Below are 24,322 nucleotides of genomic sequence, written 5' to 3'. Positions count from 1 at the left end.
CTCATGGTCGGATCTACTCAGCCAGCGGGTACGACGGTGACCGGCACGGCCGGGTCGCCGGCCGAGAGCTTCAGCCCCTCCCACGGGATGGAGATCAGGCACTCGCGCAGGTGCTCCCGTGACTCGTCGAGGGTGGGTAGCGACACCGGCTCGCCGGCGACCACGTACGAGTGCTGGAGCAGGCGGTCGTTGGGCTGCCGGTCCGGTACGCCCTGCGGGACGATGATCTCCTCGGTGGCGGTGCCGGTCGGCTTGTGCCGGCGGACCGCGACCTTCCGGCCGCCGATGGTCGCCTTGTGCTCGGAGCGCTTCACCACCGGCCGCCCCTCGACCTCGACGAGCTTGTAGACCAACCCGGCGGTCGGTGCTCCGGAGCCGGTGACCACGGCCGTGCCGGCGCCGTACATGTCCACCGGTTCGGCGGCCAGCGAGGCGATCGCATACTCGTCCAGGTCACCAGAAACGATGATCTTGGTCTCGGTGGCGCCCAACGAGTCGAGCAGCTCCCGGGACTGCTGAGCGATCACCGCCAGGTCGCCCGAGTCGATCCGGATCGCCCGCAACTCGGGCCCGGCCACCGCGATCGCGTTGCGAATGCCCTGGCTGATGTCGTACGTGTCGACCAGCAGCGTGGTGTCCTTGCCCAGCGTGGCGACCTGCGAGGCGAACGCCGCCCGCTCGTCGTCGTGCAGCAGGGTGAACGCGTGAGCGGCCGTGCCCGCCGTCGGAATGCCGTAGCGCGCACCGGCGGCGAGATTGGACGTGAACCGGAACCCGGCCAGGTACGCGGCCCGCGCCGCGGCGACCGCCGCCTCCTCGTGGGCCCGACGCGACCCCATCTCGATCAGCGTCCGGCCACGCGCCGCGGTCACCATCCGAGCTGCCGCGGCCGCCACCGCGCTGTCGTGGTTGAGCACGGAGAGCACCAGCGTCTCCAGCACCACGCACTCGGCGAATCCGCCGGAGACGGTGAGGATGGGCGAACCGGGGAAGAACAGCTCACCCTCGGCGTACCCGTCGATGTCACCGGTGAAGCGGTAGTCCGTGAGCCAGGCCGCCGCCGCCTCGTCGACGACCCCGGTCCGGAGCAGGAAGTCGACCTCTGTGGGGTCGAACCGGAAGTCGCGGATCAGCTCGATCAGCCGGACCGTGCCGGCGACCACGCCGTACCGGCGGCCGCTCGGCAACCGGCGGCTGAACACCTCGAAGACGCACCGGCGGTCGGCGGTGCCGTCCTTCAGTGCGGCGCTGACCATGGTCAGCTCGTAGTGGTCGGTCAGCAGCGCGGGGCGGTAGGTGCTCACCGCCCCAGCCTAAGGTTCAGCCCGCGTCGCTGCCCTCGTGGCCCGGGATGGAGCGCAGCGCTGCCCACAGCTCGGCCCGGCCGGTCACGCCGAGCTTGGCGTAGATCCGCTGGAGGTGGTTCTCCACCGTGCGTGCCGAGAGGTAGAGCCGCTCCGCGATGGCCCGGCTTGACGCGCCGTGCGCGGCGAGGCGTGCCACCTGCCACTCCCGCTCGGTGAGCACCGGCGCACCCGCGTGCAGCGCCGGCGTCCGGATCAGGTCACAGCGCCCGAGCATCCCGGCCAGGCGCTCCCGGGCATCGTTTGCCGCCGCCGAGTGCTGCCGGCGCAACCGCTGCACGGCCTGGGAGGTGGCCTCGGCCGCGTACACGGTCAGCTCCAACGTGGCGTAGTCGTCGGCGACCGCGAGCAGATCCGTGGCGGAGTCGGTCACCGCGGCGCGCGCGTGCCGGGCCAGCAGCGGCGGCAGCGCCCCGTCGACCCGCTCGGAAAGCTCGGCGAGGCGCTGCGCGACGGTGCGCCGGCCACCATCGGAGCAGGTGGGCCCGATCGGCATGCCAGCCTGATCCAACCGGACGAGATCGTGCAGGACGTGCACCTCATGCCCGGCGAAGCCGTCCGAGCGGAGCCGGTCCACCAGGTCGCCGAGCTGTTTGACCGCGCCCGGCAGGTCACCGGACGCGGCGAGCGTCGCGCCCCGGGCCTGCTCCAACCACGGGTAGAGCACAGCCATGCCCGGCGCGTGGGTGCGGTCCGCTTCGGCCATCGCCGCAGCCGCCTGCGCGGCGTCACCGCGCAGCGCCGCCGACTGGGCACGCTCGGCCTGGGCCAGACCGGCATAGACCCGGCTCGTGGCCAGCACCGCGCAGGCACCCAGGGAGGTTCGCATGGCCGCGTCGCTCTGCCCGCGCAGCCGGGCCGCGTACGCCTGGAGGATGGCCAGGTAGCCGGTGCCGAGACGGAAGTCGCCGGCGCCGGCGAGGTCGGCGAACTCGTCGGCCACGATCGCGTCGATCCCGGCCAGGTCGCCGGTGAGCATGAGCCTGGTGCCCCGGGCGAGTTCCAGGGCCAACTGCAGGTATGGCATGTCGGTGCGCCAGGTGGCCGCGGCGGAGTGCACCTGGGCGATCGCCGTACCGCTGTGGGTCAGCTGGCCCTGCGCGGCCTGGACGTACGCGATGGTGCAGCGGGCCAGCTCGCGGGCGGCGACGCCGGCCGCCGGCCGGTCCAGTACGCGTTGGCTGAGCCGCACGGCGGCGGTCGTGTCCAGTCGGTGCAGCCGCATGGTCGCCTCGAAGGCGTGCACCCGGGACCGGTCGGCTGAGTCGCTGAGCTGCTCGGCCCGGCTCGCGATCTCCTCCACTGTGGATTCCCGGCTCAGCCCCCAGTAGCTGACCATCCCCCGCACCGTCAGCCAGCGGCAGAGTCGCCGCTCGTCGCCGGGCTCGGGGGTTACCGCGTCGAGGACGCCGATCGCCTCGTCGGGCCTGTCGGCGAACATCAGGATGGTGGCCAGCAGCTCCGCCGCGTCGGAGCCACCGTCGGCATTCAGCGCGGCACGCGCCAGGCGGGTCGCCAGCGGCACGTCGTAGCGGGTGAACGCCTGCATCGCGGCGTCCACCAGCAGGGCCGGGTCCTGTGCGGTGCCCGAGTCGAGTCGCCAGACCGCCACCCGCAGCAGGTCGTCGCGGCGGCGTTTGCCGACCTGCTCGAGCAGCTCCGCGAGGTGGGCCTGGAGTCGGCGGGTGCGGCTGACCGGGCAACGGCGGCGCATCACCTCGCCGTAGAGCGGGTGAGCCAGCCGGACGTTGGTCCGCCGGTCGTGCTGGACCACACTGATCAGCCCGCGTTCCTCGGCCATCTCGACGTCCGCCTGGTCGGCGGCCTGCTTGAGGAGGTGCAGGCCGAGCGGTTCGCCGAACGCCACCAACTCGACAACCGCGCGGACGCCGTCGGTGAGCTTCCCGACCCGGGTGTCGATCAGGTCGGTCAGGCTGGGTGCCAGCTCCAGTCGCCCGGTCCACTTCCAGATCCCGTAGGTCTGCTTCAACTCCGCGCTGCCGTTGGCGGCGTGCACCAGCTCCCGCAGCAGCAGCGGGTTGCCTGCCGAGAGTTGGCCGAGCCGGTCGGCGGAGCCGGCGTCGACCGGACCACCCAGGATCGCCGCCAGCAGGCCGGCGGTCTCCGCCTGTGGCATCGGGGTCAGCTCGACGTGCTCGACCAGATCGTCGGTCCAGAGTGCGCGGATCGGCAGCGGGATCTGTTCACCGTCGCGCAGGGTGCCGACCACGGTGGCGTTTTCCGCGCGGGCGACCAGGTGCACCAGCGCCGCCGAGGGTGGATCGAGCAGGTGGGCATCGTCGATGGCGAGCACGATCCGTCGGCCAGCCGCCTGCTGTTGCAACACGTTGAGCGCCCAGCGCAGGATGCCGGCGGGGGAGAGGCCCTGGGGTTGCTCGGCCGGAAGCACCTGCACCAGCCCGCCGAACGGCAGCGCGGCAGTGGTCGCGCTGGCCGCGATGGACCAGATCGCGAACCGCTCGGTGGGCAACGTGCTCACGCCCTCGCGCAACAGTCGGCTCTTGCCGATGCCCGCGCTGCCGCTGAAGAAGAGCCCTCGGCCTGCCTCGCCGGTCACCGCCGCCAGGAGGCGGTTCAGCTCGTCGGTTCGGCCGACGAACTTCCATCGACTCATCCGCGCAGCATATCGATCGAATCCTGTCCGCGCTCGCACCGTCACACAACGAAGTTGAGTAGTCGCACAATTACCCCTGAGTATCAGGGGTGTTTCGCCCGGTCGTCCGCCCGCACGTAGTCTTCGGGCATCCGGGTTCCTTCGCCGGATCTGCCACGCGACCGGGGACCCGGTCGTCTGCAACGGGAGGCCACCTGATGAAGCAGGGCCCTCTCCGCTCGGTCGACTCGTCGGACGACACGGTCGGCCCAATCGACCTGCCCAGCTGCGGCCCGCTGCCCACCCGGGTGGGCGTGACCGCCGCCGCCCCGGAGGAGCCGCTCGGCGTGGTCGCCGTCGGTCCGGCCGGTGCCGAGCGGCGTGCCGTGCTCGCCACCCTGCTCAGGCTCGACCCGGTCATGCTCACCGTGCCGGCGGGCAGTTGGTTGGTGGTGCGGAACGCCAAGGCGTCCACGCGGGCCGCGTTCGTGCCCGGTTACCGCCAGCCGCACTCGTACGGCGCGGACCGGGACGCCGCGGGCCCCGCGTTGGCCCGTCCGCCCCGGCGGGTCGAGCTGAGCGTGCCCGAGCCACTGCTACGGCACTTCACTCTGATCGACATTCCCGACACCGCCACGCTCGGCGTGGCCGGCAACCGGGTGCTGCTCGACGCGGTGGGCCGGGCCGGCGCGCTGCTCTTCGTGATCGCCGCCGACCAGGCGTTCACCGCCGCTGAGCTGAACCTGCTCGCCGAGGTCGCCCCGACCTCGGTGGAGGTCGTCTTCGCGGTCACCCCCGGCGCGGCCGGGTGGGCCCCGCTGGCCGACGGCGCGGCGACTACGGAGGCCTCGGGGGCGTCCGTTCCGTCGGTCCGGGGTGGGGCGACAGATGTGGACGCGGTCGCGGTGACCGTGGCGGCACACCGGGCGGCCCTGCTGGCGGCGGTGCCGGCGCTGGCCGGCGCGCTGTGGTTCCCGGTCGACGACGCCGACTCCGCCGCCGACCTGCGCAGAGCGCTGGTGGGCTGGTCGTCGCGTGAGGGGTTGCAGCGGGCCAGCGTCGATCCGCCGGTGCTGCCGGGCCAGCACGGCAGGGTCGCCGTGGCCGCCGATCCGGGGGACTGGTCCGAGCAGCTCGACCGGCTCACCCGCTCGTGTGCGCAGCGGATCCGCCAGCACCTCGCGTTGGAACTGGCGAACATCCACCTGCGGGCGGTTCAGGAGATCGTGTTCGGAGTCGGCTGTGCGGGCCTGCCGGACCTACTGGATCGGGAGATGGCGGCGCTGTCGCTGTTGGCCACCGCGCAGTGCGACCAGGCGGTGCGGGGCATCGTGACCGACGTCGCGGCCCGGGTGCTCGGCGCTCCGCCGGTCGAAGGCGTGCGGCGGCGGATCGCCACCGCCGTGCAGTACGGCCTGGCCGATCACCGGCCCGGCCATGAGCTGGACAAGGTCCTGCTGATCACCAGCACAGCCGGAGTGGCCGCGCTGACCGGCCCGGAGGCGATCGACGCCCTCGCCAGCTATCCGACGACGTTCCGCGACGAGGTGCTTCCGCCGATCGCGGTGGCGCTCTCCGGCGGGTGCTGGCAGCAGTGGCGTACGCCCGGCAACGACGATCACAACGCGGCGCGGGCCTGGTCCCAGCGGGCGCTACGGGAGGTCGAGCTGGGGTTGTCCCGGGAGATCTCCCGACGGTTCGAGGTGATCCGCCTCTCGCTGGGCGTGGTGCTCTCCGATGCAGTCGATCACGGCATCCTGCTCGCCTGACGGCGTGGTCGCCCCTCGGTCCGGGTCCGCACCGCACCGCGCGTCCGATGACGTTCGGGGTGGTTCAGCGGCACCCGGGGTGGGCGATCCACGCCGGGCCGGCGTTCCGGTTCCTCGGTTCCGGGAAACCGGTGGCACGATGGGGGGCATGGCGGCTCCGCAGGTTGCACCGGTCGAGACGCCGGCCACCGACGAGGTGCCGGCGTCCGACCGGCAGTGGGTGACGATCGTGTGGGACGACCCGGTCAATCTGATGACGTACGTGACCTGGGTCTTCCAGAAGCTTTTCGGCTACAGCCGGGAGAGGGCCGAGCAGCTGATGCTGGACGTGCACCACAAGGGCCGTGCCGTGGTCTCCACCGGTGCCCGGGAGCGGATGGAGCACGACGCGTCGCAGTTGCACGCGTACGGGCTGTGGGCGACGGTGGACCGCTCATGAGCATGTTCCGTCGCCAGGCCGGCCGCTACGTCGCCACCTTCGCCGTCGACGAGGTGCGGGTGTTGCGCAAGGTCGCCTCCGAGGTGGTCGGCCTACTCACGGACGGCTTCGACCACACCGATCCGGTCGTCGGTCGGCTCTTTCCGGCGGTCTACCCGGAGGACGCTCCCGGCACCGCGGAGTTCCGCCGTTACACCGAGGGTGATCTGAAGACCGCGAAGATCGATCAGGCAGGGGCGATCCTGGCCGCGCTGCCCGACGATGCCGGTGGTGAGGTGCGCCTGGATGCCGAGGCGGCCGAGGCGTGGTTGCGGGCGCTGAACGACGCCCGGCTGGCGATGGGCGTCCGACTGGAGATCAAGGACGGCACGGACCTGGGTGAGGAGCTCGACGACGCGGTCGCTGAGGACCCGGCCTCCAGTCGGGTGTTCCAGCTTTCGGTCTACGCGTACCTCGGATATTTACAGGAGTCGCTGCTCAACGCCTTGATCGACTAGGCGTGACCGGCACCACTTCGACCCGTGCTCTTCAGGCGTTAGGCTGGTACTCGTGCTGAGCATCGACCGGTCGATCATCGACGCGATCGTCGCCCACGCGCGCCGGGACCACCCCGACGAGGCGTGCGGCGTGGTCGCCGGTCCCGTCGGCAGCGACACCCCGACCCGGCACATCCCGATGGACAATGCCGCGCGGTCGATGACCTTCTACGAGTTCGACTCGATGGAGCACCTGCGGGTGTGGCGAGAGATGGACGACCGGGACGAGGAGCCCGTGGTCATCTACCACTCGCACACCGCCACCGAGGCGTACCCGTCGCGGACGGACGTCTCCTTCGCCGGCGAGCCGGGCGCGCATTACCTGCTCATCTCGACCCGCGAGCCCGACTCGGAGGAGATCCGGTCGTTCCGGATCGTCGACGGTGTGGTCACCGAGGAGCCGGTCCAGGTCGTGGAGGCCGGCGTCGACCCGCACGCCGTCCAGTCCTACATGTTCGGGCAGAGCCCGGCGACGGTCGACTACGAGTGTTCCGGCCGCTGACCCGTCAGCGTTCGCACCCGTCTCGTCCCGTCACCGTAGGCACACCCGATCGAGGAGCTCGACATCATGGCCATTGAGGTTCGCATCCCCACCATCCTGCGCAGCTACACCGGCGGCGCGAAGGTCGTCGACGGCACCGGCGACACCCTCGCCGACCTGCTCACCGACCTGGACTCCCGGCACGGTGGCCTGCGCGGCCGGCTGATCACCGAGGCTGGCTCGCTGCACCGCTTCGTCAACGTCTACGTCAACGACGAAGACGTCCGTTTCCTCGGCGCACTGGACGCCAAGCTCTCCGACGGCGACAGCGTCACGATCCTGCCGGCCGTGGCCGGCGGCGCGTTCGGCTTCGCCGCCGCTGCGGCGATCAGTTCACACAGCGCCGCGACCGCGGTGGCGCGCGGCGCCGTCGCGGCTCGCTGAGGTCGGCCGCCATGGCGCGGTACGACAGCCTGCTCGACTCCAGCGGGGGTACGCCGCTGGTCGGCCTGCCCCGGCTCTCCCCGACGGTGCCCGACGGGGCCCCTCCGGTGCGGCTCTGGGCCAAGTTGGAGGACCGGAACCCCACCGGCAGCATCAAGGACCGCGCGGCGCTGTTCATGGTCCGCGCGGCGGAGGAGGCCGGCCGGCTCCGGACGGGTGACACCATCCTCGAGCCGACCAGTGGCAACACCGGCATCTCGTTGGCGATGGTGGCCAAGATGCGCGGCTACCGGCTGGTCTGCGTCATGCCCGAGAACGTCTCCACCGAGCGGGTCCAGCTGCTCCGGATGTACGGGGCCGAGATCATCTTTTCGGCGGCGGCGGGTGGCTCCAACCAGGCGGTCGCCACTGCCAAGCAGATCTCCGCGGAGCACCCCGACTGGGTGATGCTCTACCAGTACGGCAATGAGGCCAACGCGCGGGCGCACTACGAGACGACCGGGCCGGAGCTGCTGCACGACCTGCCCACCATCACGCACTTCGTGGCCGGGCTGGGCACCACCGGCACCCTGATGGGCACCGGGCGTTACCTGCGGGAGAAGGTCGACGGCATTCAGGTCGTGGCCGCCGAGCCGCGCTACGGCGAGCTGGTCTACGGCCTGCGCAACATTGACGAGGGGTACGTGCCGGAGCTCTACGACGCCTCGGTGCTCTCCCGGCGTTTCTCGGTCGGCACCCGGGACGCGGTGCTGCGCACCCGCCAACTCGTGGAGGTGGAGGGCATCTTCGCCGGCTTCTCCACCGGTGCCATCCTGCATGCCGCGCTCGCGGTGGCGCACGAGGCGGTCCGCGACGGCCATCGAGCCGACGTGGCCTTCGTGGTCGCGGACGGCGGCTGGAAGTACCTGTCCACCGGCGCGTACGGCGGCACGCTGGCCGATGCCGAGGACGCCCTGGAGGGGCAGCTCTGGGCCTGACCGAATCGGTCTTTCCGCGTACGGGCCGTCGATGTGCGTCGACGGCCCGTACGCTGTCCGCCGCACCGTGAGCGGGTGTCACGTTCGTGACAACTTCCTTTGGATGATTCTTGCCGCCGGGTGGCCCGGCGTAGGCTGCGCAGCGTGACGCACGCGTCGGTAGAGATCATGACTGGGGCGATGGCCGGCATGGATGCTACTGACAGTGACAGCGAGACAACTCGATGCGACTGACCGTCCTTGGATGTGCCGGCAGTTTTCCCGGCCCAGAGTCGCCCTGCTCGGCCTACCTGGTCGAGGCCGACGGTTTTCGGCTCCTGGTCGACTTCGGCTCAGGGTCGCTGTCCAGCCTCCAGCGGTACGCGGGGCTGCACGCCCCGGACGCGATCCTGCTGACCCACCTGCACTGTGATCACATCCTCGACGCCGTGACGTACGTGGTGGTCCGCCGGTACGCCCCGGAAGGCCCCTACCCGGCGCTGCCGGTGTACGCGCCCTCCGGTGCACCGGACCGGCTCGGTGCCGCGTACGGAGACGACGGGACGGTGGAGGACGTCTACCAGTTCTACGCCCTTGAGCCGGGCACCTTCCCGATCGGTCCGTTCACGGTCACCGTCGACCGGGTCAACCACCCCGTCGAGACGTACGGCGTGCGGCTGGAGCACAGCGGTCGGTCGCTGTGCTACTCGTCGGACACGGCACCCTGCGACGCGCTGCTGCGGCTGGCCCAGAACGCCGACGTCTTCCTCTGCGAGGCCAGTTACCTCGACGGTGTGGACAATCCGCCGGATCTGCACCTGACCGGCCGCGAGGCCGGCGAGACGGCGACCAAGGCCGTGGTGGGCCGGCTGCTGCTCACCCATCTGGTGGCCGCCTGGGGCAGCGAGGCGCACACGCTGGAGTCGGCCGCCGCCGCGTACACCGGACCGATCGACGTGGTCCGCCCCGGCGCGAGTTACGACGTCTGACCCAGCACCGCGTGCCCGGCGCGGAGTCTGGCCGGGACACCCCGAGCGAGGTGGACCACCGCACCGCATAGGGTGCAGGCATGGCGCGACCTGACGGGCGAGGGCCCTCTCAACTTCGACCGGTGACCCTGACCCGAGGCTGGAGCACCCATCCGGAGGGCTCGGTGCTCGTCGAGTTCGGCGGCACCCGGGTGCTCTGCACGGCGAGCGTCACCGAGGGGGTGCCCCGCTGGCGCAAGGGCTCCGGGCTCGGCTGGGTGACCGCCGAGTACGCGATGCTGCCCCGGGCCACCAACACCCGCTCCGACCGGGAGAGCGTCAAGGGCCGGGTCGGTGGCCGCACTCACGAGATCTCCCGGCTGATCGGCCGCAGCCTGCGGGCCAGCATCGACCTCAAGGCGCTCGGTGAGAACTCGGTGGTGCTCGACTGCGACGTGCTCCAGGCCGACGGCGGCACTCGGACCGCCGCGATCACCGGCGCGTACGTCGCGTTGCACGACGCGGTGGGCTGGCTTGCCGCCCGCAAGGCGTTGGCCGGCAAGCCGGAGAAGGTGATGCACCGGTCGGTGGCCGCGGTCAGCGTGGGGATCATCGCCGGTGAGGCACGGCTCGACCTCTGCTACGAGGAGGACGTCGTCGCCGAGGTGGACATGAACGTGGTGTGCACCGGTGCGGGTGACTTCGTCGAGGTGCAGGGCACCGGTGAGGCGGGCGTGTTCGCCCGGGAGCAGCTCGACAGTCTGCTCGACCTGGCCGTCGCCGGGTGCGCGGATCTGGCCGAAGCCCAGCGGAAGGCTCTCTCGTGAGCGCGAGGAGTGAGCTTGCGAGCCCCGCAGTCGCGAACAAAGGTGGTTCAGCATGAACAAGGTCCTGCTCGCCACCCGTAACCGGAAGAAGCTGGTGGAACTCCAGCGGATCCTGGACGGCGCGCTCGGCGCGCAGCGGATCGCCCTGCTCGGCCTGGACGACGTCGAGCAGTACGCGGAGCTGCCGGAGACCGGCCTGACCTTCGGCGAGAACGCGCTGATCAAGGCACGGGAGGGTTGCCGTCAGAGCGGGCTTCTGACCATCGCTGACGACTCCGGGCTCGCGGTCGACGCACTCAACGGGATGCCGGGGGTGTTCAGCGCCCGGTGGTCCGGCCAGCACGGCGATGACCGGGCCAACCTTCAGTTGGTGCTGGACCAGATCGCCGATGTGCCCGACGAGCACCGGGCGGCCTCGTTCGTCTGCACGGTGGCCCTGGTGCTGCCCGGCGGCAAGGAGCACCTCGTCGACGGCCGGCAGTCCGGGCGGGTGCTGCGTGCTCCGCGCGGTGATGGTGGGTTCGGCTACGACCCGATCTTCCTGGGTGACGGGCAGGACCGGACCAACGCTGAGCTGACCCCGGCGGAGAAGGACGCGATCAGCCACCGCGGCAAGGCGCTGCGCGAGCTGGCCAAGTTGATTGCCAAGGTGCTGCCGCCCGCCGCCTGACCCGCGGCGGACGACAGCGACCCCGCGGAGATCAGCCGAGCGGGCCGACCTCCCGTTCGATGGCGGCGCGCAGCTCCGGGCCGGCCAGCACCGCGCGGGCCGCCTCCATCACCGGGGCGAGGAACACGTCCGGACCCGGCTGACCGGCTGCCCCGCCCAGTGCGGCGACCGCCGCCCGGCCGGCCGGCGACGGCTCCAGCGGGGCGCGCAGCTGAAGGCCGCGTACGCCGGCCAGCAGCTCCACCGCGAGCAGGCTGGTCAGATTGTCCAGAACCGTGCGCAGCTTCTTGGCCGCCGCCCAGCCCATCGAGACGTGATCCTCCTGCATGCCGCTGGTGGGCAGCGAGTCCACCGAGGCCGGGGCGGCCAGGCGACGGTTCTCGGCGACGATCCCCGCCGCCGTGTACTGGGCGATCATCAGCCCGGAGTTCACCCCGGCGTCGGGGGAGAGGAACGCCGGTAGCTCCCGGGAGCGGGTGACGTCGAGCAGCCGGTCCACCCGGCGCTCGGCGATCGCGCCCACCTCGGCGGCGGCGATGGCGAGGAAGTCCGCGGCGAAGCCGAGCGGCGCGCCGTGGAAGTTGCCGGTCGACTCGACCCGGCCGTCCGGCAGCACCACCGGGTTGTCCACCACGGACACCAGCTCCCGACCCGCGACCGTGCGGACGAAGTCCAGGGTGTCGCGGGCCGCGCCGGCAACCTGCGGCGCACAGCGCATCGAGTACGCGTCCTGCACGGCGTGCGCCAGGTCGTCGCGGTGTGAGTCCATCACCCGGGAGTCCTGCAGCAGCCGGTGGATGTTCGCCGCCGATGCCGCCTGGCCGGGGTGCGGCCGGATGGCGTGCAGCTCGGGCAGGAACGGCCGCTCCGAGCCGAGCATCGCCTCGATGGCCAGCGCGGCGGTCACGTCGGCCATGGCGAACAGGTGCGCCGCGTCGTGGATGGCCAGCAGCAGCATGCCGAGCATGCCGTCGGTGCCGTTGATCAGCGCCAGCCCCTCCTTGGCGGCCAGCTCGATCGGCTTGATTCCGGCGGCGGTCAGCGCGTCGGCCGCGTCCTGCCGCTCGCCGGCCGGGCCGAGGACCCAGCCCTCACCGAGCAGCACCAGCGCGCAGTGCGCCAGCGGTGCCAGGTCGCCGGAGGCACCCAGTGAACCGTGCTCCGGCACCCAGGGGGTGATGTCGTGGTTGAGCAGGTCGATCAGGGCCTCGGCGACCAGCGGGCGGACCCCGGAGCGGCCCAGGGCGAGAGACCGTACGCGTAGCACCATCATCGCCCGGACCACCTCACGCGGCATGGGGGCACCCACCCCGGCGGCATGCGAGCGGATCAGCGCGTGTTGCAGCTCGGCCCGTCGCTCCGGGGCGATGAAGGTGTTGGCCAGCGCCCCGAAGCCCGTGGAGACCCCGTAGACGGGGCGGCCGGACGACTCGATGCTGTCGACGATGGCCCGGCTGGTCGCCATGGCGTCGATCGTGGCCGGGTCGAGGACGACCTTGGCGGTGCCGCGGGCGACCGCGAGCACGTCGTCGGCGGAGATTCCGGTGGGCTGGATGGTCACGGTCGTCATTGCGGCACTCCGTTGAGCAGGACCTGGCGGATCAAGGGAACACCGGGCCGGTAGGCCAGGTGCAGGTACGAGGGGGCGTCCAGCACGATCAGGTCGGCGCGGGCGCCGGGGGTGAGCACGCCGATGTCGTCGCGGCGCAGTGCCTGCGCGCCGCCGGCGGTGGCGGCCCAGACCGCCTCGGCCGGGGTCATCCGCATCTCGCGGACCGCGAGGGCCACACAGAACGGCATAGACGAGGTGTACGAGGAGCCAGGGTTGCAGTCGGTGGCCAGCGCGACGGTGACACCGGCGTCGAGCAGCCGGCGAGCGTCCGGGTAGGGCGAGCGGGTGGAGAACTCGGCACCGGGCAGCAGGGTCGCCACCGTGCGGGTCCCCGACCCGTCGCTGTGGGCCGTGCCGACCAGCGCGGCCACGTCGGCGTCGCTGAGGTGGGTGCAGTGGTCGACGCTGGCCGCGTCCAGCTCCACGCCGAGCTGCACCCCCGGGCCGGGGCCGAGCTGGTTGGCGTGGATGCGAACGCCCAGCCCGGCGCCCTGACCGGCGGCCAGGATCGCCCGGGCGTGGTCGACGTCGAAGGCGCCCTGCTCGCAGAACACGTCGATCCACTTCGCGTGCGGTGCGGCGGCGGCCAGCATCGGCCCGCAGACCAGCCCGACATAGTCGTCGGGGCGGTCGGCGTACTCGGCGGGCACCACGTGCGCGCCGAGGAAGGTGGTCTCGGTGCTGGCCTCGGCGGCGATCCGCAGCGAGCGGGCCTCGTCGGCGACGGTCAGCCCGTACCCACTCTTGATCTCCATGGTGGTGGTGCCCTGGCGCAGCGCCTCCCCGCGCAGCCGGCGCACGGTGGCCCGCAGCTCGTCGTCCGTGGCGGCCCGGGTCGCGCCGACCGTGGTCCGGATCCCACCGCCGGTGTACGGCTGGCCGGCCATCCGGGCGGCGAACTCGGCGGCGCGGTCGCCGGCGAAGACCAGGTGGGCGTGGCTGTCCACGAAGCCGGGCAGGACGGCGGCCCCACCGGCGTCGATTCGACGGTCGGCGGCCGGCGCGTGCGTGGACGGCCCGACCCAGGCGACCCGGCCCTCCTCGACCAGCACGGCCGCGTCGCGGCGGATGCCCAGCGATCCCCGGCCGGCACCGTTGGTGACCAGCTCCCCGATGTTGTCGACCAGCAGACTGCTCATGTTGGTGTCACTGCCTCGATCGACGCCGACAACTCGGTCGGCACGTCCACGGTCAGGTGCCGGCCCTCGGACACCACCACCCGGCCGTCGACCACGACCTGCTCGACGTCCGCCGCGGACGCCGCGAAGAACACGCCCAGCGGTGGCACCCCGGCGGTGCGGGCGCTGTCCAGTCGTACCGTGACCAGGTCGGCGCGGGCGCCGACGGCGATCCTTCCGGCGTCGGCCCAGCCCAACGCGACGTGCCCGGCGGCGCTGGCCGCCGTCAACAGGTCGACCGGGGTGAAGTGGCCGCGGCGGCGGGTGCGTAGCCGCTCGTCCAGCTCCACCGCCCTGGCCTCCTCGAACAGGTCGATCACGGCGTGGCTGTCGCTGCCCAGGCTCAGCCGGATCCCCGCGTCGGCCATCCGCCGGGCCGGGCCGATCCCGTCGGCGAGGTCCCGCTCGGTGGTCGGGCAGAGGCACACCCCGGTCCGGTTCTCGCCGAGCAGCGTGAGGTCGGCGCTGGTCGGGTGCGTGGCGTGCACGGCGGTGGTGTCCGGCCCGAGCACGCCGTGCTCGGCGAGCAGCGCGGTGGGCGTGCGCCCGTGCACGGCCCGGCACTCGTCGTTCTCGGCGGGCTGCTCGGAGAGGTGCACGTGCAGTGGCGCCTGCCGCTCCCGGGCCCAGTCGGCGACCGTGCGGAGCTGATCGGCCGGGACCGCCCGCACCGAGTGCACGGCCGCGCCGACCCGGGCGTGTGAGTCCATCGGCTGGAACGCTGCCGCCCGCTCCGCCCAGCGGGCCGCGTCACCGTCGCCGAAGCGGCGCTGCGGCCCGGCGAGCGCCTGACCATCCACAGTGGACGTGAGGTAGCAGGCGTCCAGCAGGGTGAGTCGGATCCCGGCGTGCGCGGCGGCCTCCACCAGCGCCGCGCCCATCGCGTTCGGGTCGTCGTAGGCGCCGCCGTCGGGCCGGTGGTGCAGGTAGTGGAACTCGCCCACGCAGGTGATCCCGGCGAGGGCCATCTCGGCGTACACGGCTCGGGCCAGGGCGAGGTAGGTGTCCGGGTCCAGCCGGTCCGCGATGGCGTACATCTGGTCGCGCCAGGTCCAGAAGTCGCCCCGACCGCCGTGGGTCCGCCCGCGCAGCGCCCGGTGGAACGCGTGCGAGTGCACGTTGGACAGGCCAGGCAGGGTCAACCCGGGCAGCGGCACGGCGTCGGCGTACACGTCCACTCCGGCGGCTGGACCTCCGGCCCCGACGAGCGGCGTGAGCGCCGTGATTCGGCCGCCCTCGACCTCGATCAGCACGTCGGGTGTCGGTTCGGTGTGCTCGGGCAGCCAGGCGTACTCGGCGAGCCAGCGGGTCGGAGTCATCGGCATGTCAGCTCCTCCAGCACCCGGGCCAGCGCCCGTACCCCGGCGGCGCAGTCGTCGTCGGTCGCGGCCTCGGCGGGGGAGTGCGACACCCCCGACGGGTTGCGCACGAAGAGCATCGCGGTGGGCAGGTGCGCGGCGAGCACCCCGGCGTCGTGCCCCGCCCCGGTGGGCAGCACCGGCGCGTCGAGCAGCGTGGCCAGCCGTTTGGCCAGCCCGCCGTCGAAGGAGACCAGCGGGGTGGCCGACTCCTCGGTGACGGTCACCTCCGTACCGTCGCGGCGGGCCCGCTCGGCGAGCTTGCCCCGCACCGCGTCGACCAGCCCGGCGAGGGTCTGCGGGTCGGCGGCCCGGGCGTCCAGCCAGCCGGTCACCTTCGACGGGATCGCGTTGGTGGCGTTGGGTTCGACGGCGACCCGGCCCACGGTGGCGTGTGCGCCGCGCAGCCGGGCCTCCTTGTTGGCCGCCAGCACCGTGAACGCGTACGTGAGCATCGGGTCGCGGCGGTCGACCATCCGGGTGGTGCCCGCGTGGTTGCCCTCGCCGACGACCTCGAAGCGCCACCGACCGTGCGGCCAGATCGCGCTCGCCACCGCGACCGGCGCGTCCGTCTCAGCGAGCGCGCGGCCCTGCTCGACGTGCAGCTCCACGAAGGCGCCGAACCGGCCCAGCAACTCCGGGCGGGCGCCCGTCGGCCGGTCGCCGAGCGCCTCGGCGAAGCTCACCCCGGCCGCGTCGCGCAGGCCGGCAGCACGCTCCGGCGGCAGCGCGCCAGTGAGTAGCCGCGACCCCAGGCACGGTACGCCGAAACGCGCACCCTCCTCCTCGACGAACGCGGCCAGCACCAGCGGCCGGATCGGGGTGACGCCGGCGGCGCGAAGCTCATCCACGGCGAGGAAAGCGCTGACGATGCCGAGCGGCCCGTCGTACGCCCCGCCGTGCGGCACCGAGTCGAAGTGGCTGCCGGTGAGCACCGCGTCGGAGGCCTCCGGGTCACCCCAGTGGGCGAAGAGGTTGCCGTTGCCGTCCTCGGTGACCGGCATGGCGCGATGCTCGGCCTGCGCGCGGAACCAGGCCCGCAGCTCCAGCTCCGGCTCCGTCAACGCGTACCGCAGGTAGCCACCACTGTCGGCGTCCCGTCCGACCGGCGCGATGTCGTCCCAGAGAGCCCGGAACCGGGCGGGAAGGTTGTCGGTCACGCGGGTCCCTCGGTCATCGGGACCCGGACGCCAGTGCGGTCGGCGACCTCGCGGGCGATGTCGTAGCCGGCGTCGACGTGCCGGATGACGCCCATCGCCGGGTCGTTGGTGAGCACCCGCTCGATCTTCTGCCCGGCCAGCGCGGTGCCGTCGGCCACGCAGACCTGCCCGGCGTGGATCGACCGGCCCATGCCCACGCCGCCGCCCTGGTGGATGGACACCCAGGAAGCGCCGCTGGCCGTGTTGATCAGCGCGTTGAGCAGCGGCCAGTCGGCGATCGCGTCGGAGCCGTCAGCCATCCCCTCGGTCTCCCGGTACGGGCTGGCGACACTGCCGGTGTCCAGGTGGTCCCGGCCGATCACGACCGGGGCGGAGAGTTCGCCGGAGGCGACCATCTCGTTGAACCGCACACCCGCCTTGTCCCGCTCGCCGTAGCCGAGCCAGCAGATCCGGGCCGGCAGGCCCTGGAAGGCGACCCGCTCGCCGGCCAGCCGCATCCAGCGGGCCAGGGACTCGTTCTCCGGGAACAGCTCCAGGATGGCCCGGTCGGTGGCCGCGATGTCGGCCGGGTCGCCGGAGAGCGCCGCCCACCGGAACGGACCCTTACCCTCACAGAACAACGGCCGGATGTACGCGGGCACGAAACCGGGGAAGTCGAAGGCGCGCTCGTAGCCGCCGAGCTGCGCCTCGCCCCGGATCGAGTTGCCGTAGTCGAACACTTCGGCGCCGGCGTCGAGGAAGCCGACCATCGCCTCGACGTGCGTCGCCATCGACGCCCGGGCCCGGTCGGTGAACTCGGCCGGCTTCGCAGCCGCGTAGTCACGGGCGTTGGCCAGCTCCACCCCCACCGGCAGGTACGCCAGTGGGTCGTGCGCGCTGGTCTGATCGGTCACGATGTCGATCTCGACGCCACGGCTCAGCAGCTCCGGAAAGACCTCGGCGGCGTTGCCGACGACGCCGACGCTCAATGCCCGGCGATCCCGCTTCGCCGCGCGGACCCGCTCGATCGCGTCGTCCAGGGAGTCGGCTACCTCGTCCAGGTAGCGGTCGTGCACCCGCCGGTCGAGGCGGGTCCGGTCCACGTCGACGATCAGGCAGACGCCGCCGTTCATGGTGACCGCGAGCGGCTGCGCGCCGCCCATCCCACCGCAGCCGGCCGTCAGCGTCAGCGTGCCCGCGAGGGTGCCCGCGAATCGTTTGGCCGCGACGGCCGCGAACGTCTCGTAGGTGCCCTGGAGGATGCCCTGGGTGCCGATGTAGATCCACGAGCCGGCGGTCATCTGCCCGTACATGGTCAGGCCGAGCTGCTCCAACCGGCGGAACTCCGGCCAGGTCGCCCAGTCGCCGACCAGGTTGGAGTTGGCCAGCAGCACCCGGGGCGCCCACTCGTGGGTACGCATGACACCGACCGGGCGGCCCGACTGCACCAGCATCGTCTCGTCCTCGCGCAGGTCGGTCAGCGTGCGGACCAACGCGTGGTACGACGGCCAGTCCCGCGCCGCCTTGCCGGTGCCGCCGTAGACCACCAGGTCGTCGGGGCGTTCGGCCACCTCGGGGTCGAGGTTGTTCATCAACATCCGCAGGGCTGCCTCCTGCGGCCACCCGCGGGTGGTGAGCTGGCTGCCCCGAGCGGCACGGACGGGCTGGGTCATCTTTGGTCTCCTCCGGTCAACCGAGGAACAACTGACGGCGGGCCGCGGAGGCTTCGAAAGCCTCCAATCGGCGCTGGGTGTCGGCCGGCGCGGCGTCGCAGATCGCCTGCAACAGCACCATGGCCAGGGTCATCGGGGCGGTGTGCAGGTCGAAGACGAGCTGCGCGCCGACCGCTGCGGGAAGCACCACGTCGGCGTGCTCGGTGGCCGGGCTGACCGGCGAGTCGGTGATCGCCACCACGGTCAGCCCGGCGGCGCGGGCGTCGCGTAGCGCGTCCAGGGTCTCCCGGGGGTAGCGGGGCAGCACGAAGGCGAGCACGGCGGACGCCCCGGCCTCGGCTGCCTGCTCCAGGCGGTCGGTGAGCAGGCTGCCGCCGTCGTCGAGCACCCGTACGTCCGGGTGCACCTTGGCCGCGAAGTAGGCGAAGTACGCGGCCAGCGGCGCGGCGGCGCGCAGGCCGAGCACCGGCAGCGGGCGGCTCTCCGCGAGTAGCCGCCCAATCTCGGCGATCCGATCCCGGTCGGCGAGTTGACCGGCCAGCCGGTCCAGGTTGCTCATCTCCGCGCGTACCGCCTGCTGGAGTTCGTTGCCGCCGTCCGCCGACCCGCCGGGAGCGGCGGCGGTCAGGTCACGCAGCCGGCGGCGCAGGGCCGGGTAGCCGTCGTGGCCGAGCGCGACGGCGAACCGGGTGACCGACGGCTGGCTGACCCCGGCCAACTCGGCGACCTCGGCGGCGGACAGGTACGCCACGGCGGGGGCGTGCTGCACGAGGCAGTGCGCGATCCGGCGCTGGGTGGGGGTGAGCCGCACCCCTTGGAACAGGTCGAGCACCCGGTCAGCGGGTGCCGCGTCAGTTCCCTCATTCATGAGCTGACTCTATGCATAGAAACTTTCACGAAGCAAGGGGCGGCCCACCCGCCAAAGGGCACCGGCCGGGGCCGGCCGGGTTGGACGACGGTCGGTACTATCCGCACGGCGGTTCAACGGAGGAGTGCGCATGCAGCCGGAAGGCCCCTACAGGTTCACCCACGCGCTCGGCGGGTCACCGGTGGGGAAGGCGTGGGCCGCGATCGACGAGCAGGGCCGGTTCGTCACCGTGGCGGTGCTCGACGCCACCGTTGCCGCCACACCCGGCTGGCGCGAGGCGTTCGCTGGGGCCGCCGACCTGCTGGCCCAGTCGCCCGACCCGGTCCCCTACACGTACGCCGACTTCTCCGTCGCCGCGCCGTGGGTGGCCTATCCGGCCGAGGCCGGCCCCGGTGCTGAAAAGTTGTTCCGAGCCCTCGGCGTCGACTACACACCCGCCCCGACGGCCGCCCCACCGACGTCCGCCCCACCGCTGGTGTCCGCGCCGCCCTTGGTGTCCGCGCCGCCCGTCTCGGCCCCGCCGCAGCCGGTCTCCGGTGGACCTCAGGCCCCGTGGGCCGTGCAGACGGGCCCGATCCCGGGTCAGCTGGTGCCCGCAGCCCCGCACCCGATCTCCGGCGTACCCGCCTCGCCGGCTGCGGTGACCTCGTCACCACCGGCCGCCTTCATAGCGCCGACGAGTGGGCCGGGCGCCGACACGTTCGTCTCACCGGCCCGCCGCATCACCCCGTCCGCGCCGCAGCGCCGTCGGACCGGCCTCTGGGTCGGAATCGCCGCCCTGGTCCTGGTGGTACTGGCCGGCGCCGGCGGCGTGGCGCTCTGGAAGGGCTCGGACGGCAAGCCGACGGATGTTGCGGGCACCGCCACTGCCGCGCCGCCCTCGATGCCGGCCGCACCGCCGCAGTTGCCCGGCATCGAACCGCCGCAGGGAGGCAAATGGCCGCCCCAGTGGCCGAGGTTCAACGAGCGGGACAACGTGCGCACGTTGACCAACCTCGAAGGGCTCGGCTTCCCGGTCAAGGTCCCGTTGGATTGGACCTGCACGCTGGGCGGCCAGGCCGAGGGGTTCGCCAAGTACAACTGCGGGCAGGCGGCTTCTGGGGCGGGGACGATGGGCGGCGAGCTGATCGTTCGGAACTGCCCGCAGCCGTGTGACGAGCGGCGCCAGTCCGCCATGCGGATGGCCGAGGAGGCGTGGGGCGCGCGGTGGGTCCGCAGCGGCCAAGCCACCACCTACGGCGAGGCGCTCATCAACGCCGACGGCGAGCAGCGACACGGTCTGGTCGTCGTCGCCTACTACCGTGGCGGCCCGGATGGCGTCACCGACCGGCAGTTCGTGCTGCGGTTGACCGGTCCGGCGCAGGAGGCCAACCAGCTGCGCCGAATCGCGAGCTACCTGCGGGACGTCCTCATCTTCTGACGTTGACGCGGATGTGCGTGCGCGTGGCCCGCACATCCGCGCCATCGGCACTCATCGTCCGGCGTCGGCGATCCAGGCCGTCATCCGCGCCGCGAACTGCTGCTCCGAGAATCCGTTGGCGTGTGCTCGGATGCGGTGCTGCGACAGCTCCGACAACCGTTGGACCAGCGGCACGAAGCTCTGCGGGTCGACGGAGTCGACGAGGAAGCCGGTTTCTCCGTCAACGACGGTTTCCAGCAGGCCACCGCGACGAAGACCCACCACCGGAGTGCCACACGCCTGGGCCTCGACCGGGATGATGCCGAAATCCTCGTGAACCGGGAACAGCAGAGCCCGCGCACCCCAGTAGAGCTGGCGAAGCCGCTCCTTCGAGGGCCGCACCTCGAATGTCACCGGCACCCCGACCCGCTCCGCGGCACGCCGCAACGCGCTTTCCTCTGGACCCGAGCCGGCGATGACCACCGGCAGGCCGGCCGCCTCGGCGATCTGGATGATCAAATCGAAGTTCTTGTACGGGATCCATCGCCCGACCCCGAGCAGGTATTCCCGTGCCTGATTCTGGTCCTCGACGGGTGCCGAGGCGAAGTAGTCGACGTCCACCGGCGGATTGATGACGACCGCGTCGCGCCGCCAGTAGCGGGCGATCCTGGCCCGCACCTCCTCCGAGTTGGCGGCGTAACCGTGTACGTGGCGGCTGAGCCGGACATCGGCCGTCTGCAGCACGCGCCGTGGCACCGTCAGCAATGGGTTGGAGCCCCGCCCGTCGAAGTTAGGGCTCCAGATGTACCGGGCGGGGGAGTGCACGTAGCTGAGGTAGCGGGTGTGCTCCGAGGAACCGAGGCGCACGGTGTGGGCGAAGGCGTGGCTGGATGAGATCACCAGGTCGAACCGCTCCTGGCTGAGCGTCCGCCACACCAGCGGCATCAACGGCAACGCCCCGGCTTTCGACCGGCGCAGCGGTGTCCGCGCCATCCACGACTCCCGCAGGTTGGGCTCGACGGCGTCGTGGTCCTTCCAGAGCACGAAACGCTCAGCGTCGGGCAGCAGGTTGCTGATCTGCCGGAAGACGTTCTCCGAGCCGCCGGTGGCGCCGAACCACTCGTGGACGAGCGCGACACGAGCGCTCGCCAGGTGGTCGAGCGGGCGCGTCGCGCCGGGGTGGGGGACGGCGGAAAAGTGGTCTACCACTGTTAGCTCCTCATGGCAGGGGACTTGCGGCGTCCGGCCGAACCGGACGGCCCTATCGATCGCTGCTCGCCGTCCGCTGTTCGCTGGGGGTCTTACTGGTCGCCGATTGCACGCTGATCTGCGCAAAGCCCTCGCGCAGCTTTCGTCGGAGCACTTTGGCGAGTGGCCGCTCCACGAACCGGTTAGTCAGGTACGCGAGCAGGAGCACGCCGGCCAGGAAACCGGCCACAAGAAGCCACGGCGATACCGAGTCGTGGAACCGGTTCACGACTATCCGACTGAACTGCATGTGCAGCAGGTACACCGGGTACGTGAGTGCCCCGATGACCGTCAGACCACTCCACCTGAGCCAGGAGAACCAGCCCAGCGCCACCGCCACCATCAGCGCGAAGAAGAAGAACATCACGGGGAGCGCGACCTCGAACGAGATGACAGTTCGCTCCGCGTTCTGTCCCTCCACCCGCCGCCCCAGTGTGATCACGCCGATGACCATGGACGTGCCGAGGATCCCCCAGGACACCAGGTTCGGGCCGAACCGGTAGATCAGGTACAGCGCGATGCCGGCGATGAAGTATGGGGCGAAGCCCGCCTCGAAGAACTGGATCAGTGGTTTGACCTGCGAGTACTCGGCGTAAAGGGCTGCGGTCATCCACAGCACGCAAAAGAGCACGACACGTTTGTAGGTCAGCCCGAACCACACGACGACCGCGAAGAGAAGGTAGAACTTCAGCTCGACGAAGAGGGTCCAGTACACCGAGTCGATATTGGGAACGCCGACGAAGGTCTGCAGCATCGTCGCGTTGATGAGGACGTGCGACGGCTGTGGCGAACCGCTCTCGAGCGGCCACAGCGTGAGGGCGGCCGAGGTTGCCAGCACCGCGAGGACATACGCGGGCATCAGGCGGGTCACCCGTGAAACGGCGAAGTCGGCGACCGACCTTCCCCAACAGCTCATGCAGATGACGAACCCGCTGATGACGAAAAAGAACTCGACGCCCATCCAGCCGTAGCGGAAAACGGTGACGATGGGATCGCCGAAGATCCCAGTCACGCTCCTGCCCCAGGCTCCACGGTTGTCGTTGTCGACAAACACGTGGAAGCCGAGTACCGCGAGGGCGGCGCAGAAGCGCAACAGATCCAGGATGTAGAGGCGGTCGCCGCGAGGGCGGCGCGACGGACCAGATGCGGTCTCGCGGGGAGCTACCTCGGGCGGCAGGGCGGGACGGTCCGGAGTGCCGTTCATCCCGGTCATCAGACCGGTCTGCGCAGTCATGAATTCCTCACTTGATCGCCACCAGGTCCTCCTGGGAAGTCTCGTCGGCGCCGCGACCGAGCTTCTTGAGGACAAATGACAGGAACGTACGCCGAAGCTGGGGCACGGCCGCCACATAGCCGACCCAGATCAGCAGGATGGCCACGCAGGACGCGATGAGGCGCAGCAGCCCGGGGCCGGCCAACAGGTATCCGGCGGCAGCGGCGGCGGCCGCGCCGGGCAGCGCAATGGCGAGCAGACGCATGCTGAAACCCAGCACCGACAGCAACCGTGCCGAGATGAGGAACATCAGAACGCCGCCGAGCGACGAAGCGGCACCGATCGTGAAAGCGCCCCACTGCTTGTACAGCAGCAGGTTGAACGCGATGGGTATGCCGAAGGAGAGCGCCATCACGATCGCGACCTGGAAGTTGGACCCTCGGGCGTTCAGCACCTTGACAAAGGTGTAGCCGAGCACGTGTGCCCAGATCCCGAGTGCGAAGCCCAACAGCAGCACCGACGAGACGTCCACCGCCCGGTTGTCGAACTCGCCTCGGGCATACAGGAGGGTAACGATCCCCCGGCTGTTCAGAGAGAGGACCAGGGCGAGAGGGATGGCAACCAGGATCACCGGTGGGATCAAGCGGCGGAGCCCGCCGCCCACCTCATGGGCCTTCATACGCGAGAACGAAGCCAGGCCGGCCAGGCCCAGCGGCGCGGCGAGCAGAGCCATGCACGAGTCGACCACGAAACGCGCGTACTCGGTGGCCGCCACCACCTCTACGCCGAGTAGTGAGCCGACGGCCCGCTCGACGCCGATCGAGCCCTGGAGGATCACGGGAATCAGCAGCAGGGGCCGCAGCCGCCGCCAGAACATCCCGAGCGCCACCTTGGTGGCTGCCCGGTCCGGGTGGCGGGGACCGGGTGCATCCCCCTCCTCGCGCAGATAGCCCCGGCGTCGGAGCCAGTAGGCGCCCAGGCACCACAGCACGATGTACGGCACGGTGAAGCCCCATGCCAGCACCGACACGTGTCCGGTCATCCAGGCGATCACCGTGGCGAGGATCAGGCCGATGCTCTGGCAGGAGGGCCGGAGGTTGATCAGGCGGACGTCGTCGTTTGCCAGGCCAACAAGGGTGTACAGGTTGTACAGGACGTAGAACGGCACGCCCAGCGCGGCGATGCCGAGCATGGTCGCCGCGATGCTCGCAGTGTGTGGATCGAGCCCGGGCCCGAGTAGCCCGACCCACAGGTCCCGGCCGAAGATGAGGGCCACTGCCAGAACCACGGAGAAGACGGCCAACAGCAGATGTACCGCACGGTAGAGCGCCTGAGCCAACGCGGGCCGCTCCTGGCGGTACTGCACGTACAGCGGCAGGAACCCTGCGGAGAGAGCGTCGGCGGTGAAGAAGTTGATAGGGATCAACGTCGCCGTCAACGCGATGCGGTTGGCCGCCACCACCCGCCCCGCCCCGAAGAGCGCGGCCAGCAGGACCTCGCGGAGCAGGCCGAGGATCTTGCCGGCGATGCCGCCGAGGACCAGACGGAAGAAGACCTTGCCCATTC

21 protein-coding genes are annotated in these 24,322 nt (G+C 71.5%); 10 read left to right on the top strand and 11 right to left on the bottom strand.

The window, feature by feature from the left end:
- Nucleotides 1–17 precede the first annotated feature (17 nt).
- Together ABZT18_RS30050 and ABZT18_RS30045 are read right to left on the bottom strand one after the other, a co-directional pair.
- The gene (locus ABZT18_RS30050) at nt 18–1,304 is read right to left on the bottom strand and encodes a nicotinate phosphoribosyltransferase (protein WP_355253046.1); all 1,287 of its coding nucleotides are present in this window, start codon (nt 1,302–1,304) and stop codon (nt 18–20) included.
- 16 nt (nt 1,305–1,320) lie between these two features.
- Nucleotides 1,321–3,999 carry a LuxR C-terminal-related transcriptional regulator gene (locus ABZT18_RS30045; RefSeq protein WP_355253043.1) on the bottom strand — a complete coding sequence of 893 codons (2,679 nt, stop codon included), beginning with the start codon at nt 3,997–3,999 and terminating at the stop codon, nt 1,321–1,323.
- A 197-nt stretch (nt 4,000–4,196) separates the two neighbouring features.
- Here ABZT18_RS30045 and ABZT18_RS30040 point away from each other — a divergent pair, with 197 nt between their 5' ends.
- The 9 genes from ABZT18_RS30040 to rdgB all read left to right on the top strand — a co-directional run bounded on the left by ABZT18_RS30040 (nt 4,197) and on the right by rdgB (nt 11,068).
- Nucleotides 4,197–5,747: a hypothetical protein gene (locus ABZT18_RS30040; protein WP_354996340.1), complete on the top strand. Its 1,551-nt coding sequence runs from the start codon at nt 4,197–4,199 to the stop codon at nt 5,745–5,747.
- 148 nt (nt 5,748–5,895) lie between these two features.
- Nucleotides 5,896–6,186, top strand: a complete 291-nt coding sequence (gene clpS / locus ABZT18_RS30035) for an ATP-dependent Clp protease adapter ClpS (RefSeq protein WP_179782374.1) — start codon at nt 5,896–5,898, stop codon at nt 6,184–6,186.
- The gene (locus ABZT18_RS30030) at nt 6,183–6,683 is read left to right on the top strand and encodes a DUF2017 domain-containing protein (protein ID WP_354996341.1); all 501 of its coding nucleotides are present in this window, start codon (nt 6,183–6,185) and stop codon (nt 6,681–6,683) included. Before clpS ends, ABZT18_RS30030 begins: the two co-directional genes overlap by 4 nt.
- 52 nt (nt 6,684–6,735) lie before the next feature.
- Entirely contained in the window at nt 6,736–7,224 is a 489-nt protein-coding gene (locus ABZT18_RS30025) for a M67 family metallopeptidase (RefSeq protein ID WP_354996342.1), read from the top strand.
- A 66-nt stretch (nt 7,225–7,290) separates the two neighbouring features.
- Nucleotides 7,291–7,647: a MoaD family protein gene (locus ABZT18_RS30020; RefSeq protein ID WP_355253040.1), complete on the top strand. Its 357-nt coding sequence runs from the start codon at nt 7,291–7,293 to the stop codon at nt 7,645–7,647.
- Nucleotides 7,648–7,658: 11 nt separating this feature from the next.
- Nucleotides 7,659–8,624: a pyridoxal-phosphate dependent enzyme gene (locus ABZT18_RS30015; protein ID WP_354996344.1), complete on the top strand. Its 966-nt coding sequence runs from the start codon at nt 7,659–7,661 to the stop codon at nt 8,622–8,624.
- A 224-nt stretch (nt 8,625–8,848) separates the two neighbouring features.
- Nucleotides 8,849–9,592, top strand: a complete 744-nt coding sequence (locus tag ABZT18_RS30010; RefSeq protein ID WP_354996345.1) for an MBL fold metallo-hydrolase — start codon at nt 8,849–8,851, stop codon at nt 9,590–9,592.
- A gap of 80 nt (nt 9,593–9,672) precedes the next feature.
- Nucleotides 9,673–10,398, top strand: a complete 726-nt coding sequence (gene rph / locus ABZT18_RS30005) for a ribonuclease PH (protein WP_354996346.1) — start codon at nt 9,673–9,675, stop codon at nt 10,396–10,398.
- Nucleotides 10,399–10,450: 52 nt separating this feature from the next.
- Nucleotides 10,451–11,068 carry an RdgB/HAM1 family non-canonical purine NTP pyrophosphatase gene (gene rdgB / locus ABZT18_RS30000; RefSeq protein WP_354996347.1) on the top strand — a complete coding sequence of 206 codons (618 nt, stop codon included), beginning with the start codon at nt 10,451–10,453 and terminating at the stop codon, nt 11,066–11,068.
- A gap of 31 nt (nt 11,069–11,099) precedes the next feature.
- Here rdgB and hutH read toward each other — a convergent pair whose 3' ends face one another.
- From hutH to ABZT18_RS29970, 6 genes are read right to left on the bottom strand one after another with little or no spacing between them, the layout of a single operon-like run.
- The gene (hutH, locus tag ABZT18_RS29995; protein ID WP_355171094.1) at nt 11,100–12,638 is read right to left on the bottom strand and encodes a histidine ammonia-lyase; all 1,539 of its coding nucleotides are present in this window, start codon (nt 12,636–12,638) and stop codon (nt 11,100–11,102) included.
- The gene (gene hutI, locus ABZT18_RS29990; protein ID WP_354996349.1) at nt 12,635–13,819 is read right to left on the bottom strand and encodes an imidazolonepropionase; all 1,185 of its coding nucleotides are present in this window, start codon (nt 13,817–13,819) and stop codon (nt 12,635–12,637) included. Before hutI ends, hutH begins: the two co-directional genes overlap by 4 nt.
- Entirely contained in the window at nt 13,816–15,183 is a 1,368-nt protein-coding gene (locus ABZT18_RS29985; RefSeq protein WP_355253037.1) for a formimidoylglutamate deiminase, read from the bottom strand. Before ABZT18_RS29985 ends, hutI begins: the two co-directional genes overlap by 4 nt.
- Entirely contained in the window at nt 15,174–16,376 is a 1,203-nt protein-coding gene (locus ABZT18_RS29980) for an allantoate amidohydrolase (protein WP_355253034.1), read from the bottom strand. The genes ABZT18_RS29985 and ABZT18_RS29980 overlap by 10 nt, the downstream gene beginning before the upstream one ends.
- Nucleotides 16,373–18,028: a urocanate hydratase gene (gene hutU, locus ABZT18_RS29975; protein WP_354996352.1), complete on the bottom strand. Its 1,656-nt coding sequence runs from the start codon at nt 18,026–18,028 to the stop codon at nt 16,373–16,375. The genes ABZT18_RS29980 and hutU overlap by 4 nt, the downstream gene beginning before the upstream one ends.
- Before the next feature lie 16 nt (nt 18,029–18,044).
- Nucleotides 18,045–18,896, bottom strand: a complete 852-nt coding sequence (locus ABZT18_RS29970; protein ID WP_354996353.1) for a MurR/RpiR family transcriptional regulator — start codon at nt 18,894–18,896, stop codon at nt 18,045–18,047.
- Nucleotides 18,897–19,026: 130 nt separating this feature from the next.
- Here ABZT18_RS29970 and ABZT18_RS29965 point away from each other — a divergent pair, with 130 nt between their 5' ends.
- Nucleotides 19,027–20,316: a hypothetical protein gene (locus tag ABZT18_RS29965; protein ID WP_354996354.1), complete on the top strand. Its 1,290-nt coding sequence runs from the start codon at nt 19,027–19,029 to the stop codon at nt 20,314–20,316.
- Between the two features lie 51 nt (nt 20,317–20,367).
- Here the strand turns inward: ABZT18_RS29965 and ABZT18_RS29960 are convergent, their stop codons facing one another.
- From ABZT18_RS29960 to ABZT18_RS29950, 3 genes are read right to left on the bottom strand one after another with little or no spacing between them, the layout of a single operon-like run.
- Nucleotides 20,368–21,504 carry a glycosyltransferase gene (locus ABZT18_RS29960; protein ID WP_354996355.1) on the bottom strand — a complete coding sequence of 379 codons (1,137 nt, stop codon included), beginning with the start codon at nt 21,502–21,504 and terminating at the stop codon, nt 20,368–20,370.
- Between the two features lie 52 nt (nt 21,505–21,556).
- Nucleotides 21,557–22,777 carry an acyltransferase gene (locus ABZT18_RS29955; protein WP_354996356.1) on the bottom strand — a complete coding sequence of 407 codons (1,221 nt, stop codon included), beginning with the start codon at nt 22,775–22,777 and terminating at the stop codon, nt 21,557–21,559.
- A gap of 7 nt (nt 22,778–22,784) precedes the next feature.
- A complete protein-coding gene (locus tag ABZT18_RS29950) occupies nt 22,785–24,320 on the bottom strand; it encodes a lipid II flippase MurJ (protein WP_354996357.1) in 1,536 nt (511 codons plus the stop codon).
- Nucleotides 24,321–24,322 lie beyond the last annotated feature (2 nt).

It is taken from the genome of Micromonospora sp. NPDC005291 (assembly GCF_040607415.1).
Lineage (GTDB): Bacteria > Actinomycetota > Actinomycetes > Mycobacteriales > Micromonosporaceae > Micromonospora.
The sequence above is the reverse complement of the archived record's forward strand: the minus strand, read 5'-3'. Positions and strand labels throughout refer to the sequence as shown.

What these genes read in the sequence shown, in the direction of transcription:
- ABZT18_RS30045 (WP_355253043.1), bottom strand. Translation starts at nt 3,999, where the DNA reads ATGAGTCGATGGAAGTTCGTCGGCCGAACCGACGAGCTGAACCGCCTC.
- ABZT18_RS30040 (WP_354996340.1), top strand. Translation starts at nt 4,197, where the DNA reads ATGAAGCAGGGCCCTCTCCGCTCGGTCGACTCGTCGGACGACACGGTC.
- clpS (WP_179782374.1), top strand. Translation starts at nt 5,896, where the DNA reads ATGGCGGCTCCGCAGGTTGCACCGGTCGAGACGCCGGCCACCGACGAG.
- ABZT18_RS30030 (WP_354996341.1), top strand. Translation starts at nt 6,183, where the DNA reads ATGAGCATGTTCCGTCGCCAGGCCGGCCGCTACGTCGCCACCTTCGCC.
- ABZT18_RS30020 (WP_355253040.1), top strand. Translation starts at nt 7,291, where the DNA reads ATGGCCATTGAGGTTCGCATCCCCACCATCCTGCGCAGCTACACCGGC.
- ABZT18_RS30015 (WP_354996344.1), top strand. Translation starts at nt 7,659, where the DNA reads ATGGCGCGGTACGACAGCCTGCTCGACTCCAGCGGGGGTACGCCGCTG.
- ABZT18_RS30010 (WP_354996345.1), top strand. Translation starts at nt 8,849, where the DNA reads ATGCGACTGACCGTCCTTGGATGTGCCGGCAGTTTTCCCGGCCCAGAG.
- rph (WP_354996346.1), top strand. Translation starts at nt 9,673, where the DNA reads ATGGCGCGACCTGACGGGCGAGGGCCCTCTCAACTTCGACCGGTGACC.
- rdgB (WP_354996347.1), top strand. Translation starts at nt 10,451, where the DNA reads ATGAACAAGGTCCTGCTCGCCACCCGTAACCGGAAGAAGCTGGTGGAA.
- hutH (WP_355171094.1), bottom strand. Translation starts at nt 12,638, where the DNA reads ATGACGACCGTGACCATCCAGCCCACCGGAATCTCCGCCGACGACGTG.
- hutI (WP_354996349.1), bottom strand. Translation starts at nt 13,819, where the DNA reads ATGAGCAGTCTGCTGGTCGACAACATCGGGGAGCTGGTCACCAACGGT.
- ABZT18_RS29985 (WP_355253037.1), bottom strand. Translation starts at nt 15,183, where the DNA reads ATGCCGATGACTCCGACCCGCTGGCTCGCCGAGTACGCCTGGCTGCCC.
- hutU (WP_354996352.1), bottom strand. Translation starts at nt 18,028, where the DNA reads ATGACCCAGCCCGTCCGTGCCGCTCGGGGCAGCCAGCTCACCACCCGC.
- ABZT18_RS29970 (WP_354996353.1), bottom strand. Translation starts at nt 18,896, where the DNA reads ATGAATGAGGGAACTGACGCGGCACCCGCTGACCGGGTGCTCGACCTG.
- ABZT18_RS29965 (WP_354996354.1), top strand. Translation starts at nt 19,027, where the DNA reads ATGCAGCCGGAAGGCCCCTACAGGTTCACCCACGCGCTCGGCGGGTCA.
- ABZT18_RS29955 (WP_354996356.1), bottom strand. Translation starts at nt 22,777, where the DNA reads ATGACTGCGCAGACCGGTCTGATGACCGGGATGAACGGCACTCCGGAC.
- ABZT18_RS29950 (WP_354996357.1), bottom strand. Translation starts at nt 24,320, where the DNA reads ATGGGCAAGGTCTTCTTCCGTCTGGTCCTCGGCGGCATCGCCGGCAAG.